The sequence below is a fragment of the Streptomyces sp. D2-8 genome (genome assembly GCF_023184515.1).
In the GTDB taxonomy this organism is placed as follows: Bacteria; Actinomycetota; Actinomycetes; order Streptomycetales; family Streptomycetaceae; genus Streptomyces.
Genome location: NZ_JAAHBP010000013.1, coordinates 143,115 through 160,430, shown reverse-complemented (window position 1 = coordinate 160,430; position 17,316 = coordinate 143,115). Strand labels below are relative to the sequence as shown.

The 17,316-nt window shown below is 69.7% G+C and carries 18 protein-coding genes and 1 pseudogene; 5 read left to right on the top strand and 14 right to left on the bottom strand.

Annotated features, from left to right (window positions below; all coding sequences use genetic code 11):
- Positions 1 to 3 precede the first annotated feature (3 nt).
- Genes nuoK through G3I77_RS23310 form a run of 11 tightly spaced genes read right to left on the bottom strand, consistent with a single transcriptional unit; the run spans position 4 to position 10,860 of the window.
- On the bottom strand, positions 4 to 303 hold the full coding sequence (nuoK, locus tag G3I77_RS23360; RefSeq protein ID WP_003992252.1) for an NADH-quinone oxidoreductase subunit NuoK: 300 nt from the start codon (positions 301 to 303) through the stop codon (positions 4 to 6).
- Entirely contained in the window at positions 300 to 1,142 is an 843-nt protein-coding gene (locus G3I77_RS23355; RefSeq protein WP_248506800.1) for an NADH-quinone oxidoreductase subunit J, read from the bottom strand. Before G3I77_RS23355 ends, nuoK begins: the two co-directional genes overlap by 4 nt.
- On the bottom strand, positions 1,139 to 1,804 hold the full coding sequence (gene nuoI / locus G3I77_RS23350) for an NADH-quinone oxidoreductase subunit NuoI (RefSeq protein WP_248506798.1): 666 nt from the start codon (positions 1,802 to 1,804) through the stop codon (positions 1,139 to 1,141). Before nuoI ends, G3I77_RS23355 begins: the two co-directional genes overlap by 4 nt.
- Entirely contained in the window at positions 1,797 to 3,173 is a 1,377-nt protein-coding gene (gene nuoH / locus G3I77_RS23345) for an NADH-quinone oxidoreductase subunit NuoH (RefSeq protein WP_248506797.1), read from the bottom strand. The genes nuoI and nuoH overlap by 8 nt, the downstream gene beginning before the upstream one ends.
- Positions 3,170 to 5,674, bottom strand: a complete 2,505-nt coding sequence (locus G3I77_RS23340) for an NADH-quinone oxidoreductase subunit G (protein ID WP_248506796.1) — start codon at positions 5,672 to 5,674, stop codon at positions 3,170 to 3,172. Before G3I77_RS23340 ends, nuoH begins: the two co-directional genes overlap by 4 nt.
- Positions 5,671 to 7,017: an NADH-quinone oxidoreductase subunit NuoF gene (nuoF, locus tag G3I77_RS23335; protein WP_282573784.1), complete on the bottom strand. Its 1,347-nt coding sequence runs from the start codon at positions 7,015 to 7,017 to the stop codon at positions 5,671 to 5,673. The genes G3I77_RS23340 and nuoF overlap by 4 nt, the downstream gene beginning before the upstream one ends.
- Positions 7,017 to 7,877, bottom strand: coding sequence for an NADH-quinone oxidoreductase subunit NuoE (gene nuoE, locus G3I77_RS23330; RefSeq protein ID WP_248506794.1), 861 nt, complete (start codon positions 7,875 to 7,877; stop codon positions 7,017 to 7,019). The genes nuoF and nuoE overlap by 1 nt, the downstream gene beginning before the upstream one ends.
- Complete coding sequence (locus G3I77_RS23325) at positions 7,874 to 9,196, bottom strand: NADH-quinone oxidoreductase subunit D (protein ID WP_248506793.1); 1,323 nt, start codon at positions 9,194 to 9,196, stop codon at positions 7,874 to 7,876. The genes nuoE and G3I77_RS23325 overlap by 4 nt, the downstream gene beginning before the upstream one ends.
- On the bottom strand, positions 9,193 to 9,936 hold the full coding sequence (locus G3I77_RS23320; RefSeq protein WP_248506791.1) for an NADH-quinone oxidoreductase subunit C: 744 nt from the start codon (positions 9,934 to 9,936) through the stop codon (positions 9,193 to 9,195). The genes G3I77_RS23325 and G3I77_RS23320 overlap by 4 nt, the downstream gene beginning before the upstream one ends.
- Positions 9,933 to 10,487, bottom strand: coding sequence for an NADH-quinone oxidoreductase subunit B family protein (locus tag G3I77_RS23315; protein WP_031141109.1), 555 nt, complete (start codon positions 10,485 to 10,487; stop codon positions 9,933 to 9,935). Before G3I77_RS23315 ends, G3I77_RS23320 begins: the two co-directional genes overlap by 4 nt.
- Positions 10,488 to 10,500: 13 nt before the next feature.
- The gene (locus G3I77_RS23310) at positions 10,501 to 10,860 is read right to left on the bottom strand and encodes an NADH-quinone oxidoreductase subunit A (protein WP_003974383.1); all 360 of its coding nucleotides are present in this window, start codon (positions 10,858 to 10,860) and stop codon (positions 10,501 to 10,503) included.
- Positions 10,861 to 11,583: 723 nt separating this feature from the next.
- Between G3I77_RS23310 and G3I77_RS23305 the strand changes: the two genes are divergently transcribed.
- Both G3I77_RS23305 and G3I77_RS23300 read left to right on the top strand, forming a co-directional pair.
- On the top strand, positions 11,584 to 12,429 hold the full coding sequence (locus G3I77_RS23305) for a C40 family peptidase (RefSeq protein WP_248506789.1): 846 nt from the start codon (positions 11,584 to 11,586) through the stop codon (positions 12,427 to 12,429).
- 345 nt (positions 12,430 to 12,774) lie between these two features.
- Positions 12,775 to 12,882: pseudogene (locus G3I77_RS23300) on the top strand (peptide deformylase); the annotation flags it as partial.
- A 61-nt stretch (positions 12,883 to 12,943) separates the two neighbouring features.
- On the opposite strand, the gene G3I77_RS23295 reads toward G3I77_RS23300, so the two are convergent.
- A complete protein-coding gene (locus G3I77_RS23295) occupies positions 12,944 to 14,236 on the bottom strand; it encodes a geranylgeranyl reductase family protein (RefSeq protein ID WP_142160740.1) in 1,293 nt (430 codons plus the stop codon).
- Between the two features lie 100 nt (positions 14,237 to 14,336).
- On the opposite strand from G3I77_RS23295, the gene G3I77_RS23290 reads away from it, so the two are divergent.
- Together G3I77_RS23290 and G3I77_RS23285 are read left to right on the top strand one after the other, a co-directional pair.
- Positions 14,337 to 14,861 carry a GNAT family N-acetyltransferase gene (locus G3I77_RS23290; protein WP_248506787.1) on the top strand — a complete coding sequence of 175 codons (525 nt, stop codon included), beginning with the start codon at positions 14,337 to 14,339 and terminating at the stop codon, positions 14,859 to 14,861.
- A gap of 110 nt (positions 14,862 to 14,971) precedes the next feature.
- Positions 14,972 to 15,283 (top strand): PASTA domain-containing protein, encoded by a 312-nt coding sequence (locus tag G3I77_RS23285; protein WP_248507008.1) that lies wholly within the window; start codon positions 14,972 to 14,974, stop codon positions 15,281 to 15,283.
- A gap of 2 nt (positions 15,284 to 15,285) precedes the next feature.
- Here G3I77_RS23285 and G3I77_RS23280 read toward each other — a convergent pair whose 3' ends face one another.
- Positions 15,286 to 15,981 carry a demethylmenaquinone methyltransferase gene (locus G3I77_RS23280; protein WP_248506785.1) on the bottom strand — a complete coding sequence of 232 codons (696 nt, stop codon included), beginning with the start codon at positions 15,979 to 15,981 and terminating at the stop codon, positions 15,286 to 15,288.
- On the bottom strand, positions 15,978 to 16,223 hold the full coding sequence (locus G3I77_RS23275; protein ID WP_374386330.1) for a hypothetical protein: 246 nt from the start codon (positions 16,221 to 16,223) through the stop codon (positions 15,978 to 15,980). Before G3I77_RS23275 ends, G3I77_RS23280 begins: the two co-directional genes overlap by 4 nt.
- Positions 16,224 to 16,293: 70 nt before the next feature.
- On the opposite strand from G3I77_RS23275, the gene G3I77_RS23270 reads away from it, so the two are divergent.
- Positions 16,294 to 17,313 carry a chitinase gene (locus G3I77_RS23270; protein ID WP_248506782.1) on the top strand — a complete coding sequence of 340 codons (1,020 nt, stop codon included), beginning with the start codon at positions 16,294 to 16,296 and terminating at the stop codon, positions 17,311 to 17,313.
- Positions 17,314 to 17,316 lie beyond the last annotated feature (3 nt).

Here is a 17,316-nt window from a genome sequence, read left to right as displayed (position 1 = left end):
CCCTTACAGCTTCATCAGGCTGGCGTCGTCGACCGAGGCCGAGTGGCGGGCACGGAACAGGGACACGATGATCGCGAGCCCGACCACGACCTCGGCGGCGGCGACGACCATCGTGAAGAAGGCGATGATCTGGCCGTCGAGGTTGCCGTGCATCCGAGAGAAGGCGACGAACGCGAGGTTGCAGGCGTTGAGCATGAGCTCGATGCACATGAACACGACGATCGCGTTGCGCCTGATCAGCACGCCGGTGGCGCCGATCGTGAACAACAGGGCCGCGAGGTAGAGGTAGTTGACGGGGTTCACTTCGACGCCTCCTCGGACCGCTGGACCTTCGCCGGCCCGACCGCCCTGCGCCCCAGCCGCTCCTCGGACCGCTGCTCCAGGGCCTTGAGGTCGTTGAGCGCCTCCTGCGACACGTCACGGATCTGGCCGCGCTCGCGCAGGGTCTTGCTGACGGTGAGGTCGGACGGGGTGCCGTCGGGCAGCAGGCCCGCGATGTCGACCGCGTTGTGCCGGGCGTACACCCCGGGCGCCGGCAGCGGCGGCAGCTGCTTGCCCTCGCGCACCCGCTCCTCGGCGAGCTCCCGCTGCGTCTTGGCCCGCTCGGTGCGCTCGCGGTGGGTGAGCACCATGGCGCCGACGGCGGCCGTGATGAGCAGGGCGCCGGTGATCTCGAACGCGAAGACGTACCTGGTGAAGAGGAGGGCGGCGAGGCCCTCCACGTTGCCCCCGGCGTTCGCCTGGCCGATGCCGTTGAACTCCGTCAGCGACGCGTTGCCGATCCCGGCGACCAGCAGGACGCCGAAGCCGAGTCCGCACAGCAGGGCCAGCCAGCGCTGGCCCTTGATGGTCTCCTTCAGGGAGTCCGCCGCGGTGACGCCGACGAGCATCACCACGAACAGGAAGAGCATCATGATCGCGCCGGTGTAGACGACGATCTGGACGACGCCCAGGAAGTAGGCGCCGTTGGCGAGGTAGAACACCGCCAGGATGATCATGGTCCCGGCGAGGCAGAGCGCGCTGTGCACGGCCCTCCTCATGAGGATGGTGCACAGGGCGCCGATCACCGCCACGGTGCCGAGGATCCAGAACTGGACGGCCTCTGGGGTGGAGGTGGAGTAGGCGGCGAGCTGGGTGGTCATCGGCCGGCCACCTTCCCCGACGCCGGTTCCGTCCCGCCGAAGGTCGAGTCGGCCTCCTGCACGACCTCGCCCTTGGAGTGGGCGGCCTGCTGCTCGGTGCCGGGCGCCGCCTCCGTCACCAGGCCCCGGTAGTAGTCCTGTTCGTCCGTCCCGGGGTAGATGGCGTGGGGCGAGTCGACCATGCCCTCCTCGAGACCGGCGAGCAGCTGCTCCTTGGTGTAGATGAGGTTGGCGCGGCTGGAGTCGGCCAGCTCGAACTCGTTGGTCATCGTGAGCGCCCGGGTGGGGCAGGCCTCGATGCACAGGCCGCACAGGATGCAGCGGGCGTAGTTGATCTGGTAGACGCGGCCGTACCGCTCGCCCGGCGAGTAGCGCTCCTCGTCGGTGTTGTCCGCGCCCTCCACGTAGATCGCGTCGGCGGGGCAGGCCCAGGCGCACAGTTCACAGCCGACGCACTTCTCCAGGCCGTCCGGATGGCGGTTGAGCTGGTGCCGTCCGTGGAAGCGCGGAGCCGTGGTCTTCTGCTGCTCCGGGTACTGCTCGGTCAGCCGCTTCTTGAACATGGCCTTGAAGGTCACGCCGAAGCCGGCCACGGGGTTCTGGAAACCGGGCTTGGTGTCCTTGGGTTCCTCAGCCTTCGAACGCTCGAGTTCCTCAGCCATCGGACGCCTCCTTTCCATCCGTAGTTCCGCCCAGAGATCCGTCACTCTGAGTATCGGTCCCACCACTGACAATCAGCTCCCGCTCACGGCGCGAGGGGCGTCGCGGGACGGGTGGGAGTTCCTGTCCCGGCAGGGGCGGCACGGGGAATCCGCCCGCCATCGGGTCGAAGGCAGCCGGGGCCTCGGCGGGTTCCTCGGCCTTCTTCGCCTTCTCGCGGAACATGTCGACTACGAAGGAGAGCAGCAGCAGGGCGAGTACGCCGCCGCCGACGTAGAGGGCGATGTCACCGAAGGCGTAACCCTCGTTCCGGAAGGCCCGGACGGTCGCGACGAGCATCAGCCACACCAGCGCTACCGGGATGAGGACCTTCCAGCCGAGCTTCATGAGCTGGTCGTAGCGGACCCGCGGGAGAGTGCCACGGAGCCAGATGAAGAAGAAGATCAGCACCTGGAGCTTGACGACGAACCAGAGCAGCGGCCACCAGCCGTGGTTCGCGCCCTCCCAGACGGTGCTGATCGGCCACGGAGCCCGCCAGCCGCCGAGGAACAGCGTCACCGCGATCATCGACACGGTGACCATGTGGATGTACTCGGAGAGCATGAACATCGCGAACTTGATGGAGCTGTACTCGGTGTTGAAACCACCGACCAGGTCCCCCTCGGACTCCGGCATGTCGAACGGGGCCCGGCTGGACTCACCGATCATCGTCACCATGTAGATCAGGAACGAGACCGGGAGCAGCAGGGCGAACCAGCGGTCCTCCTGAGCTCCGACGATCGCCGAGGTCGACATCGAGCCGGAGTAGAGGAAGACCGAGGCGATGGCGGCGCCCATGGCGACCTCGTACGAGATGATCTGCGCGCACGAGCGGATACCGCCGAGCAGGGGGTACGTCGAGCCCGATGACCAGCCGCCCAGGACGAAGCCGTACACCCCGAGGGAGCCGATGGCCAGGATGTAGAGCATCGCGACCGGCAGGTCGGTGAGCTGCATCGTGGTGCGCTGGCCGAAGATCGAGATCTCGTTGCCGGCAGGGCCGAAGGGGATCACCGCGATGGCCATGAAGGCCGGGATGGCCGCGATGACCGGCGCGAGGACGTACACCACCTTGTCCGCGCGCTTGACGACCACATCCTCCTTGAGCATCAGCTTCACGCCGTCGGCGAGCGACTGGAGCATGCCCCAGGGGCCGTGCCGGTTGGGGCCGATGCGTCGCTGCATCCAGGCGACGACCTTGCGCTCCATGACGATGGAGACCAGCACGGTCACCATCAGGAAGGCGAAGCAGAACACCGCCTTGATGACGACCAGCCACCAGGGGTCGGTGCCGAACATCGAGAGGTCTTCAGCGGCGAGGTACGGGCTCATGCCTCCACCTCCTTGGGGGCCTCGCCGGCGAGCGTCGCCGGGCCGATGCGGACGAGGGAGCCGGGCCGCGCCCCCGTGTCGGAGGCGACGCCCCCGCCGGTGGAGTTCAGCGGGAGCCACACCACCCGGTCGGGCATCTCACTGATCTGGAGCGGGAGTTCCACGACTCCCCGGGGGCCGGTCACCGCGAGCAGGTCGCCGTCCTTGACGCCCGCCTCGGCGGCCGTCGCGGCGGACACCCGCGCGCGTGCGGCGTGCCGGGTTCCGGCGAGTGCCTCGTCGCCCTGCTGGAGGACGCCCTGGTCGAGCAGCAGCCGGTGACCCGCGAGTACGGCTTCCCCGATGGCCGGCCGCGGCAGCGCGGCCGCGGTCTCCAGGGGTTCGCCGGCCCGCGGGCCGTCCCAGGCGCCGAGCCGGTCGATCTCGCCGCGTACGGTGCGCAGATCCGGCAGTCCGAGGTGGATGTCCATGGCGTCGGCCAGCATCTGCAGCACGCGCGCGTCGGTGGGCGCCAGGTGCCGGGTCATCTGGTCGGGCTTGAGCGAGGCCTCGAAGAAGCGGATCCGGCCTTCCCAGTTGAGGAAGGTGCCGGCCTTCTCGGCGACCGCGGCCACGGGCAGGACGACATCGGCCTTGCGGCTGACCTCGCTCGGCCGCAGTTCCAGCGAGACCAGGAAGCCCACCTCGTCGAGCGCCGCACGCGCGCGTGCCGGGTCGGGCAGGTCGGCGATCTCCACGCCCGCCACCAGCAGGGCCTGGAGCTCTCCGGTCGCTGCGGCCTCCACGATCTGGCCGGTGTCCCGGCCGTAGCGGTGCGGGAGACCTGCGACGCCCCAGACGCCGGCGACCTCGTCCCGTGCGCGTGGGTCGGTGGCCGGGCGCCCGCCCGGCAGCAGCGACGGCAGCGCGCCCGCCTCGATCGCGCCGCGTTCCCCGGCCCGGCGCGGCATCCACACCAGCCGGGCGCCGGTCGCGGAGGCGGTGCGTGCCGCGGCGGTGAGTCCGCCGGCCACGGCGGCCAGCCGCTCGCCGACGACGATCACCGCGCCCTCGGCGCGCAGCGCCTCGGCGGCGAGCGCACCGTCGTCCTCCAGGCCGGCCCCGCTCGCGAGCGCGTCCAGCCACTCGGTCTCGGTGCCGGGAGCCGCCGGCAGCAGCGTGCCACCGGCCTTCTCCAGACCGCGCGTGGCGTGCGTGGCCAGGGAGTAGACCTTCTGTCCGTGCCCCCGCCAGGCCTTGCGCAGCCGCAGGAAGACGCCGGGCGCCTCCTCCTCCGCCTCGAACCCGACCAGCAGGACGGCGGGGGCCTTCTCCAGCGCGGTGTACGTGACGCCAGTGCCGTCGAGGTCCCGGCCCCGGCCGGCGATCTCAGCTGCGAGGAAATCGGCCTCCTCGCTGCTGTGCACGCGCGCGCGGAAGTCGATGTCGTTGGTGTCGAGGGCCACGCGCGCGAACTTGCTGTACGCGTAGGCGTCCTCGACGGTGAGGCGGCCGCCGGTCAGGACTCCGGTGCGGCCCCGGGAGGCCAGCAGTCCCTGGGCCGCGATCTGCAGCGCCTCGGGCCAGGAGGCCGGTTCCAGGTCGCCCTCGGCGTTGCGCACCAGCGGCGTCTCGAGCCGGTCCCGCTGCTGCGCGTACCGGAACCCGAACCGCCCCTTGTCGCAGATCCACTCCTCGTTGACCTCGGGGTCGTTGGCCGCGAGCCGCCGCATGACCTTGCCGCGCCGGTGGTCGGTGCGCGTGGCGCAGCCGCCGGAGCAGTGCTCGCACACCGACGGGGAGGAGACCAGGTCGAAGGGGCGGGAGCGGAATCGGTACGCCGCCGAGGTCAGCGCGCCGACCGGGCAGATCTGGATGGTGTTGCCGGAGAAGTACGACTCGAACGGGTCGCCCTCGCCGGTGCCGACCTGCTGGAGCGCGCCCCGCTCGATCAGCTCGATCATCGGGTCGCCCGCGACCTGGTTGGAGAACCGGGTGCAGCGGGCGCACAGCACGCACCGCTCGCGGTCGAGCAGCACCTGCGTGGAGATCGCGACGGGCTTCTCGTAGGTCCGCTTGCGGCCGTCGAAGCGGGAGTCGGCGTCGCCGTGCGACATGGCCTGGTTCTGCAGCGGGCACTCGCCGCCCTTGTCGCAGACCGGGCAGTCCAGCGGGTGGTTGATGAGCAGGAGCTCCATCACACCCTTCTGGGCCTTCTCCGCGACCGGGGAGGTGAGGTGGGTCTTGACCACCATCCCGTCGGTGCAGGTGATGGTGCAGGACGCCATGGGCTTGCGCTGGCCCTCGACCTCGACGATGCACTGGCGGCAGGCGCCGGCCGGGTCGAGCAGCGGGTGGTCGCAGAACCGGGGGATCTCGATGCCGAGCTGCTCGGCGGCCCGGATGACCAGGGTGCCCTTGGGCACGCTGATCTCCGCGCCGTCGATCGTCAGCGACACGAGGTCCTCCGGCGGGACCGCCGCTTCTCCCCCGCCGGAGGGAGAGCTGGTGGTCACGGTCATGCGTTCACCTCCGTGCGGTCGGCCCAGGCCGTCGACTTGGCCGGGTCGAAGGGGCAGCCCCGGCCCGTGATGTGCTGCTCGTACTCCTCGCGGAAGTACTTGAGCGAGGAGAAGATCGGCGAGGCGGCGCCGTCGCCGAGGGCGCAGAAGGACTTGCCGTTGATGTTGTCGGCGATGTCGTTCAGCTTGTCGAGGTCGGACATCTGTCCCTTGCCTGCCTCGATGTCGCGCAGCAACTGCACGAGCCAGTAGGTCCCTTCGCGGCAGGGCGTGCACTTGCCGCAGGACTCGTGGGCGTAGAACTCGGTCCAGCGGGTGACGGCGCGGACCACGCAGGTCGTCTCGTCGAAGCACTGGAGAGCTTTGGTGCCGAGCATGGAACCCGCGGCGCCCACTCCTTCGTAGTCAAGAGGGACGTCGAGATGCTCGTCGGTGAACATCGGGGTCGAGGAGCCCCCCGGCGTCCAGAACTTGAGGCGGTGCCCGGGGCGCATCCCGCCGCTCATGTCGAGGAGCTGGCGGAGCGTGATGCCGAGCGGCGCCTCGTACTGGCCGGGGCCGGCGACGTGGCCGCTGAGGGAGTAGAGCGTGAAGCCGGGCGACTTCTCACTCCCCATCGACCGGAACCATTCCTTGCCCCGCTGCATGATCGCGGGAACCGACGCGATCGATTCGACGTTGTTCACCACAGTCGGGCACGCGTAGAGGCCCGCGACGGCAGGGAAGGGGGGACGAAGCCGCGGCTGGCCCCGGCGGCCCTCGAGCGAGTCCAGCAGCGCGGTCTCCTCACCGCAGATGTACGCGCCCGCGCCCGCGTGCACGGTGATGTCGAGGTCGAGTCCGCTGCCCTGGATGTTCTCGCCGAGGAAGCCGGCCTCGTACGCCTCGCGCACGGCCGAGTGCAACCGCCGCAGCACCGGGACGACTTCACCACGCAGATAGATGAAGGCGTGCGACGACCTGATGGCGTAACACGCGATGATCATGCCCTCGATGAGGCTGTGCGGGTTCGCGAAGAGGAGCGGGATGTCCTTGCACGTCCCCGGCTCCGACTCGTCGGCGTTGACAACGAGATAGTGCGGCTTTCCATCCCCCTGCGGAATGAACTGCCACTTCATGCCCGTGGGGAATCCCGCGCCGCCGCGTCCGCGCAGACCGGACTCCTTGACGTAGGCGATGACGTCGTCCGGCGTCATCGCGAGCGCCTTGCGCAGCCCTTCGTAGCCGTCGTGCCTCCGGTACACGTCCAGCGTCCAGGACCTGTCCTCGTCCCAGAAGGCCGACAGCACCGGTGCGAGCAGCTTCTCGGGGCTCATGTCTTTCAGCTCGGGTGCCAAGGTCATCACTCCCCCTCCTCGGCGGCAGGCCCGGCCGGGTGGGCCGGGTCGGAGGCCGACGTGTCCTGCGGCGCGTCGTGCGAGCTCAAGTGCTCCGTCGGTGACGGGTCGTGCGGTGCTCCGGTCCGGGCCGCCTCACCGCGGGGGTGCACCACGCGTGCGGGAGAGGCCTCCCCCTTGGCGAGCTTCAGGCCGATCAGGGAGGCGGGTCCCGCGCTCCCGCCGGACTCCACGGCCCCGTCCCGCTCGTCGGGGAAGCCGGCCAGGACCCGGGCGGTCTCCTTGAAGGTGCACATGCGGGCCCCGCGGGTGGGCGTGACCGGCCGTCCCTCACGCAGGTCGTCGACGAGGCGCTTGGCGCTGGCCGGGGTCTGGTTGTCGAAGAACTCCCAGTTGACCATCACGACCGGCGCGAAGTCGCAGGCCGCGTTGCACTCGATGTGCTCCAGAGTCACCTTGCCGTCGCCGGTGGTCCCGCCGTTGCCGACGCCGAGGTGCTCCTGGAGCTCCTCGAAGATCGCGTCCCCGCCCATGACCGCGCACAGGGTGTTGGTGCACACCCCCACCTGGTAGTCACCGCTCGGCCGACGGCGGTACATGGTGTAGAAGGTGGCGACCGCGGTGACCTCGGCCGTGGTCAAGCCGAGCACGTCCGCGCAGAACCGCATGCCGGTGCGGGTCACATGCCCTTCCTCGGCCTGCACGAGGTGCAGCAGCGGCAGCAGGGCCGACCGGGAGTCCGGGTAGCGGGCGATGATCTCGCGCGCGTCCGTCTCCAGACGGGCCCGGACGTCGTCCGGGTAGGCGGGTGCGGGCAGTTCGGGCATGCCCAGGCTGACGCCCCGCTCGGAAGACGATGTGGTCATCGGTCGACGCCTCCCATCACGGGGTCGATGGACGCGACGGCGACGATGACGTCGGCGACCTGGCCGCCCTCGCACATCGCCGCCATGGCCTGCAGGTTGGTGAAGGACGGGTCGCGGAAGTGGACCCGGTAGGGGCGGGTGCCGCCGTCGGAGACGACGTGCACCCCGAGTTCGCCCTTGGGCGACTCGACCGCCGCGTACGTCTGTCCCGGCGGGACGCGGAAGCCCTCGGTGACCAGCTTGAAGTGGTGGATCAGGGCCTCCATGGAGGTGCCCATGATCTTCTTGATGTGGTCGAGGGAGTTGCCGAGGCCGTCGGGTCCCAGGGCGAGCTGGGCCGGCCAGGCGATCTTCTTGTCGGCGACCATGACCGGGCCGGGCTGGAGCCGGTCCAGGCACTGCTCGACGATCCTGAGGGACTGGCGCATCTCCTCCAACCGGATCAGGAAGCGGCCGTAGGAGTCGCAGGTGTCGGCGGTCGGGATCTCGAAGTCGTACGTCTCGTAGCCGCAGTACGGCTGCGTCTTGCGCAGGTCGTGCGGCAGGCCGGTGGAGCGCAGGATCGGTCCCGTCGCGCCGAGGGCCATGCAGCCGGCCAGGTCGAGGTAGCCGACGTCCTGCATGCGGGCCTTGAAGATGGGGTTCCCGGTGGCGAGCTTGTCGTACTCCGGGAGGTTCTTCTTCATCTTCTTCACGAACTCGCGGATCTGGTCCACCGCGCCGGGCGGCAGGTCCTGGGCGAGTCCGCCGGGGCGGATGTACGCGTGGTTCATCCGCAGGCCGGTGATCAGCTCGTAGATATCGAGAATGAGTTCACGATCACGGAATCCGTAGATCATGATCGTGGTCGCGCCGAGCTCCATGCCGCCGGTGGCGATGCACACCAGGTGCGAGGAGAGCCGGTTCAGCTCCATCAGGAGCACGCGGATGATCGAGGCCCGGTCCGGGATCTGGTCCTCGATGCCGAGGAGCTTCTCGACGCCGAGGCAGTACGCCGTCTCGTTGAAGAACGACGTCAGGTAGTCCATGCGCGTCACGAACGTGGTGCCCTGGGTCCACGTCCGGTACTCGAGGTTCTTCTCGATGCCGGTGTGCAGGTAACCGATTCCGCAGCGGGCCTCGGTGACGGTCTCGCCGTCGATCTCCAGGATCAGGCGGAGCACGCCGTGGGTGGACGGGTGCTGCGGGCCCATGTTGACGACGATGCGCTCGTCGTCGGCGCGGGCCGCGGACTGGACGACCTCGTCCCAGTCGCCGCCGGTGACCGTGTATACGGTGCCCTCTGTGGTCTCCCGAGGGGAGGCGTGCGAAGTGCTCATGAGTACGACCTCCGCTGGTCCGGAGCCGGGATCTGGGCGCCCTTGTACTCGACGGGGATGCCGCCGAGGGGGTAGTCCTTGCGCTGCGGGAAGCCCTGCCAGTCGTCCGGCATCATGATCCGCGTCAGGGCCGGGTGGCCGTCGAAGACGATTCCGAAGAAGTCGTACGTCTCGCGCTCGTGCCAGTCGTTCGTCGGATAGACCTCGAACAGCGACGGGATGTGCGGGTCGCTGTCGGGGGCGCTGACCTCCAGGCGGATCAGCCGGTTGTGGGTGATCGAGCGCAGGTGGTAGACGGCGTGCAGCTCGCGGCCCTTGTCGTTCGGGTAGTGCACGCCGCTGACGCCGGTGCACAGCTCGAAGCGCAGGGCCGGGTCGTCGCGCAGGGTGCGGGCGACGCGGACGAGGTGCTCGCGCTCGATGTGGAAGGTCAGCTCGTCGCGGTCGACGACCGTCTTCTCGATGGCGTTCCCGGGGACCAGGCCCTGCTCCTCCAGCGCGCCCTCGAGCTCGTCGGCGACCTCGTCGAACCAGCCCCCGTAGGGGCGGGTCGCCGGTCCCGGGAGCCGGACCGAGCGGACCAGGCCGCCGTAGCCGGAGGTGTCGCCGCCGTTGTCGGCGCCGAACATGCCGCGCTGGACGCGGATCTCCTCGCCGCCGTCACCGCGCTGGCCCGGGAGGTTCGACGCGCTGAGGTCCTTCTCGGGATTCGCGTCGTGGGTGCCGTTCGCGTCGCTCACCGCAGCAGCCCCTTCATCTCGATCGTGGGCAGGGCCTTGAGCGCCGCCTCCTCCGCCTCGCGGGCCGCCTCCTCGGCGTTCACGCCGAGCTTGGAGGACTGGATCTTCTGGTGGAGCTTGAGGATGGCGTCCAGCAGCATCTCCGGCCGGGGCGGACAGCCGGGGAGGTAGATGTCGACCGGCACGATGTGGTCGACGCCCTGGACGATGGCGTAGTTGTTGAACATGCCGCCCGAGGAGGCGCAGACCCCCATGGAGATCACCCACTTGGGGTTCGGCATCTGGTCGTAGACCTGCCGGAGCACCGGCGCCATCTTCTGGCTGACCCGGCCCGCGACGATCATCAGGTCCGCCTGCCGCGGCGAGCCGCGGAAGACCTCCATGCCGAAGCGCGCCAGGTCGTAGCGGCCGGCGCCGGTGGTCATCATCTCGATGGCACAGCAGGCGAGGCCGAACGTGGCCGGGAAGACGGACGACTTGCGCACCCAGCCCGCGGCCTGCTCGACGGTGGTCAGCAGGAAGCCGCTCGGCAGCTTTTCTTCGAGTCCCATGACGTGTGGCCCCTCAGTCCCATTCCAGGCCGCCGCGCCGCCATACGTACGCGTACGCGACGAAGACGGTGAGCACGAAGAGCAGCATCTCCACGAGCCCGAAGATCCCCAGGGCGTCGAAGGTGACGGCCCAGGGGTAGAGGAAGACGATCTCGATATCGAAAATGATGAAGAGCATCGCCGTCAGGTAGTACTTGATGGGGAAGCGCCCGCCGCCGGCCGGCGTGGGGGTCGGCTCGATACCGCACTCGTAGGCCTCGAGCTTGGCCCGGTTGTACCGCTTGGGCCCGATCAACGTGGCCATGACCACGGAGAAGATCGCAAAGCCTGCCCCGAGGGCTCCCAGTACGAGGATGGGCGCATAAGCGTTCACCGCTCCTCGCTCCTCTCAGTCGGCACTGACTGCTGGCGGTTTGCATCGGGCTCACATCCGCCCCACCTGTCCCTCGAACCCCGCCCGCCCCGGCGAAGATCGGGAACATGTGAAGCAGGTCACAAGCCCAACCGCGTGCATCTTATGCCCGACGCTCTGTGATCTGCGACACGGGGTATTGCACAAGCTTTGTGATCTCCACCACCTGACGATCGATCATGAAGTCGGATGAGCGGTGATCTTCACACGCGAAGCGTCCGAGTGATCACGAGAGGTGACATTTTGGCTCGTCAGCGCAGGCCAGGAGGGTCGTCTCAATATCAAGATGGTTCCCTTGCATGCAAATTGGCGAGGGATTTGATCTCTTGATAGACGCGCGTTCACACATCAGAGGGCATGCGGGGCGAGGTGTGGACGCGTGCATCCGTTCACGATCTTCGCGAGGCCGTGACCCGGCCGTGATCTACGCACCGGGACGCGAGCGGCAGGGCGGCCGTTCCGTGACCTCCGTCACGTTGATGAGAGGTTCATGAGAACGGGGCTGGCCAATCAACCCAACCGGTGGTAGGCGCGGGGCAATTCGGGCGTATTGATCAAACGCCGTGATCACAGGCTGATCACGGTGCGCCCGCAATGTCCGTTACGGCGTCAATAAAGGGCCTCGTTCGGGGGTTTTGGGGGCCCGATTGAGTAACTGTGGCGCAGCACACGTTTCTTGAAGATATGAAGGAGCCCCTGGTACCGGTTATTCCCATGTCCCACACCGCTCACATACGCAGCCACCGGAAACCCCGCCGCAGCGCGACCTCTTCGATCGCCGTGCGTGCCGGAGTTGCCGGTGGCGTTCTCAGCTTGGCAGCGGCGGGTGCGTCGGCCTCGGCGAGCGCCGCCGAGCCGGTGACGCAGACCATCGAACTGCCCACCCTGACGGCCGATATGTCCGCTCAGGTCGCGCAGTCCGCTGCCGCCACCCAGCAGGCCGCCGCGAACTACGAACTGCGCGCCGAGCGTGACGCCGCCGCCGCCAAGGCCGCCACGGAGGCCAAGAAGGACCTCGCCGAGGCGAAGAAGAAGGCGGAGGCCAAGAAGAAGGCCGCCGAGGCCGCCCGCAAGGCCGCCGCCGAGCGCGCCAACCGCAGCACCGAGCGCGCCACCCTCTCCGCATCCGCTTCCGCATCCGCATCCACCTCGACGTCCGTGTCGGCGCCCGCCAGCGGCAGCGTCGCGACGGTCATCGCGTTCCTCAAGGCCCAGGTGGGCGACGCCTACGTCATGGGCGCCACCGGTCCCAACGCCTGGGACTGCTCCTCCCTCGTGCAGGCCGCGTACAAGCAGGTTGGTGTGGACCTGCCGCGCGTCTCGCAGGACCAGTCGATGGCCGGCACGGACGTCTCGCTGTCGAACCTCCAGGTCGGCGACATCCTCTACTGGGGCGGCAAGGGCTCCGCGTACCACGTGGGTGTCTACATCGGGGACGGCCAGTACCTGGACGCGGCCAACCCGTCCAAGGGCGTCGTCATCCAGGACCTGTCGGGCTACCCGGCAGATGGCGCGGTGCGCGTCCTCTGACGTCACGCCCCGTCTGACACATCCGCACATACGGGCTCGAGGGTCGCTGCCGCACCGAGGCAACGGCCCTCCCGGCCTTTCCGGGCCCATCGGGCCCCCGCACCCCTCGGCCCGCCCCCGGGCCACTCCAGGGGCCCTCAGGGCCCTTCTCGGGCCCACACGACACCGCCGCCCGCCCACGCGCTCCCGTCACTCCGGCATTCTGCGCCCGAATTGTCCTGACCTGGCAGGGTATTGACGGCCGGGCCGTGCGCGCCGATGAGCGCGGCGAGGTCCGGATCGAACGCGGTGACGTCCCGGCACGGCTTGTGGTGATCTGCGGGTCTTCGTGCGGTGCGAGGGTGCGACCGGCTCTCCTGGCGGGAGCACAAGGACGCGCCGCGGCAGGGGGCGGACCGGCGGGACGCGGTGTACGCGCGCCGGGCCGCCGACATCACGGCGACGAGCGTCTGATGACGAGCGCCTGGTGACGAGCGCCTGATCACGCCGCCGGCATCACCGGCCGGCCACCCGCTCAGGCCTTCGGTGCCACCCTGCTCAGCCCGTTGATGATGCGGTCCATCGCGTCGCCGCCCGTCGGGTCGGTGAGGTTCGCGAGGAGCTTCAGCGTGAACTTCATCAGCATCGGGTGCGTGAGACCGCGCTGGGCCGCGATCTGCATGACCTTCGGATTGCCGATGAGCTTCACGAAGGCGCGGCCGAGCGTGTAGTAGCCGCCGTAGGTGTCCTTCAGGACGCGCGGGTAGCGCTGGAGGGCCAGTTCGCGGCTCGCGGGGGTCGGCCGGGCGTGCGCCTGGACGATGACGTCGGCGGCGATCTGGCCGGACTCCATGGCGTAGGCGATGCCCTCCCCGTTGAAGGGGTTCACCAGGCCGCCGGCGTCACCGACGAGCAGCAGGCCCTTGGTGTAGTGCGGCTGGCGGTTGAAGGCCATGGGGAGCGCGGCGCCGCGGATCGGTCCGGTCATGTTGTCGGGCGTGTAGCCCCAGTCCTCCGGCATCGACGCGCACCAGGCCTTCAGGACCTCGCGCCAGTCCAGCTCCTTGAAGGAGTCGGAGGTGTTGAGCACGCCCAGGCCGACGTTCGAGGTGCCGTCGCCCATGCCGAAGATCCAGCCGTAGCCGGGCAGGAGGCGGTCCTCGGCGCCGCGGCGGTCCCACAGCTCCAGCCAGGACTCGAGGTAGTCGTCCTCGTGGCGCGGGCTGGTGAAGTACGTGCGCACCGCCACGCCCATCGGGCGGTCCTCACGGCGGTGCAGGCCCATCGCCAGGGACAGCCGGGTGGAGTTGCCGTCGGCGGCCACGACGAGCGGCGCCCGGAAGGTGACCTCGCGCTTCTCCTCGCCGAGCTTGGCGTGCACACCGGTGATGCGGCCCGTGCGCTCGTCCAGGATCGGCGCGCCCACGTTGCACCGCTCGAAGAGCCGGGCACCGGCCTTCTGCGCCTGCCGGGCGAGCTGCTCGTCGAAGTCGTCGCGCTTGCGGACGAGGCCGTAGTCGGGGAAGGAGGCGAGATCCGGCCAGTCGAGCTGGAGCCGCACCCCGCCGCCGATGATGCGCAGGCCCTTGTTGCGCAGCCAGCCGGCCTCCTCCGAGATGTCGATGCCCATCGCCACCAGCTGCTTGACGGCACGCGGGGTGAGGCCGTCGCCGCAGACCTTCTCGCGGGGGAACTCGGTCTTCTCCAGCAGGAGGACGTCGAGTCCCGCCTTGGCGAGGTGGTAGGCGGTGGTGGAGCCGGCCGGCCCCGCGCCCACGACGATCACATCGGCGGTGTTCTCGGAGAGGGGCTCGGTCACGACGGTCACGGCGGGATCTCCCCAAGTTCGTCAATCTTGCGTGCCGACCGGCACTGGACATGGGCAGTCTATGCAGCAGCATTCATCACCCGGCTGAAGGGCTGCCTCCGTGAACCGAGTTCTCCCCGCTGTGCGGCTTCGCGTCCCCACCCACGAGGACGCGATCATCTGGCACCGGATCTTCGACGACCCGGACGTCATGGAGTTCCAGGGCGGCAGGGCCGCGGAACTCTCGGTCTACGAGGAGCTCACCGCCCGCCAGCGCCGGCACGACGCCGAGCTCGGCTTCTGCCTGTGGACGGTGCTCGACGAGTCGGGACAGGTCATCGGCTTCACCGGGGCCCAGCCGTGGGAGCGGCCCTGGGGCCCGGCCGGCGAGATCGAGATCGGCTGGCGGCTGGGCCGGGAGCACTGGGGCAAGGGCTACGTCACCGCGGCCGCGCAGCAGACGCTGGAGCGGATGCGGGCGACCGGCGTACCGGGCGTCGTCGCGATGGTCGACGCCCGCAACAGCCGGTCCATCGCGGTGACCCGGCGCCTGGGGATGCGCCTCGCCGAGACGTTCACGACACCGGCCTCGCAGCGGGCGGGGCACTGCTACCGGCTCGATCTCCAGGCCACTGACGCAGAGTAGTCGACTGTCACAGAAAGACACCTGTCGCTTCCGGTCGGTACGGGGCGGGAGTTACCCTTCCTGTACCGCTGGGGGTGACATCTGTGCACATATCCCACAAGACACCCGACGTGCGCGTGCCGCGTCTGGTCGGCCTGATGGCCGTGGACGCGCGGGAGACGGCCCGGGCGCGGGGCCTCCTCCTCACCGCGCCGGACCGGCCCGAGTTCTCCCTCGCCGTCGTCGACTACGTCGTACGCCAGTACCCGCCGCCCGGTGCCGAGGTGCCGCGGGACTCGATGGTCTACGTGTGGTTCGACTTCGGGCCCGGTGAGGGCGGCGGGGGCGTGCACGAACCGCGGATCCCGCGTCCGCCCAGGGGCGGTTTCCAGCGCGAGCTGGACGAGCCGGGCGACCCCCACAAGGTCCTCAGCTCGCCGTAGGGTCAGCTCGCCTTGAAGCCCCGGTGCAGGGCGACGATCCCGCCGCTCAGATTGCGCCAGGCCACCCGCGACCAACCGGCCTTGCCCAGCCGCTCGGCCAGGGCGGGCTGGTCGGGCCAGGCGCGGATGGACTCGGCGAGGTAGACGTAGGCGTCCGGGTTGGAGGAGACGGCCCGGGCGACCGGCGGCAGGGCGCGCATCAGGTACTCGGTGTAGACCGTGCGGAACGGCGCCCAGGTCGGGTGCGAGAACTCGCAGATCACGATCCGTCCGCCGGGCCGGGTCACCCGGTGCATCTCGCGCAGGGCGGCGTCCGTGTCCCGCACGTTGCGCAGCCCGAAGGAGATGGTGACGGCGTCGAAGGAGTCGTCCCTGAAGGGGAGCCTCGTCGCGTCGCCGGCGGTGTACGGCAGCCAGGGCCGGCGCTGCTTGCCGACCTGGAGCATGCCCTGGGAGAAGTCGCACGGGACGACGTAGGCACCGGTCTGCGCGAAGGGCAGCGAGGAGGTGCCCGTGCCCGCCGCCAGGTCCAGGATCCTCTGCGCGGGGCGCGCGTCGACCGCCTTGGCGACCTCCTTGCGCCATCGCCGGTCCTGGCCGAGGGACAGCACGTCGTTGGTCAGGTCGTACCGTTCCGCCACGTCGTCGAACATCGAGGCGACTTCGTGCGGCTGCTTGTCCAGGGATGCGCGGGTCACGGGCCCATTCTTGCAGTACCCCCTCCGGGCAGGAGCCGCGGCTTCCCCCGTGCCGCCACGTCCTCCACCCGGCCGCACAGCAGCACGAACACCGCGATCAGCAACTGCGACGGCGTCAGGGACGTCCTCCAACCCATGAAGGCCGCGCCGAGGACGGCCGCGTACCCGAGGCAGACGGCCCCCAGGAGGAGGCCGATCCGGCGCAGCAGCCGGGCGCGGCGTCCGGAGTTGTCAACGAACACGAGACGTTTGCTGCCGGGAAACGTACTTGTTGTCCTACCCCCAGACATCACGAGAACGGGAGCGCACGTCATGAGGAGTTACCGGAAACCGGCGGCGGCCGGGCTGGGCTGCCTGTTCGCCCTCGCCACCGCCGCATGCTCCGGGCAGGACGACGCGGCCCCCTCGGCCCCCGCGGTGACGGCCGGCCCCAGCACCTCGTCCCCCGCCGGAGCCGGCACGGCGTACGCCCCGTACGTCAGCGCCACCGAGGCCGCCGGCACCGACTCCGCGGGCTCCCCCACGACGTACAACCTGGCGTTCGTCATAGCCGACGGCGACGACTGCACCCCGCGCTGGAACGGCACGCACGCCATCGGCGACTCGACGGTCGCCTCCCGTATCGCGCGGCTCAAGAAGGACGGCGGCAAGGTCCGGGTCTCCTTCGGCGGCGCCTCCGGCAAGGAACTCGCGGCGAACTGCGACAGCGCCTCGGAGCTGGCGGCGGCGTACGGCAAGGCCCTGGACGCGGCCGGTGCCACCCTCGCCGACTTCGACATCGAGGGCGACGAACTCTCCGACTCCGCCTCCGTCGCCCTGCGTTCGAAGGCGATCGCCCGGTTGCAGCAGGAACGCGGCGGCCTGGAGGTCTCGTTCACGCTCCCGGTGATGCCCTCGGGCCTGGACAAGGACGGACTCGCACTGCTCGGCTCCGCCAACGACAACGGCGTACAGGTCTCCACCGTCAATCTCATGACGATGAACTACGGCTCGTCGTACGACGGTGACATGGGCGGCTACGCCCTCACGGCCGCCAAGGCCGCGCACACCCAGCTGAAGAGGGTCTTCGGCACGTCGGACGCGACCGCCTGGCAGGGCATGGCGCTCACCTCGATGATCGGCGTCAACGACGTCGACAACGAGACGTTCACGCTCGCGGACGCCGCCGAGGTCCGCGCCTTCGCCGAGGAGAAGGGCATCGCCTGGGTGTCGATGTGGTCGACGGCCCGGGACCGGCAGTGCGCGGACGGCTCCGCGTCGGACAAGGCGGCGACCGACTGCAGCGGGGTGACGCAGGGTTCGGGGGCGTTCGGGAAGGCGTTCGCGGGCTGAAGC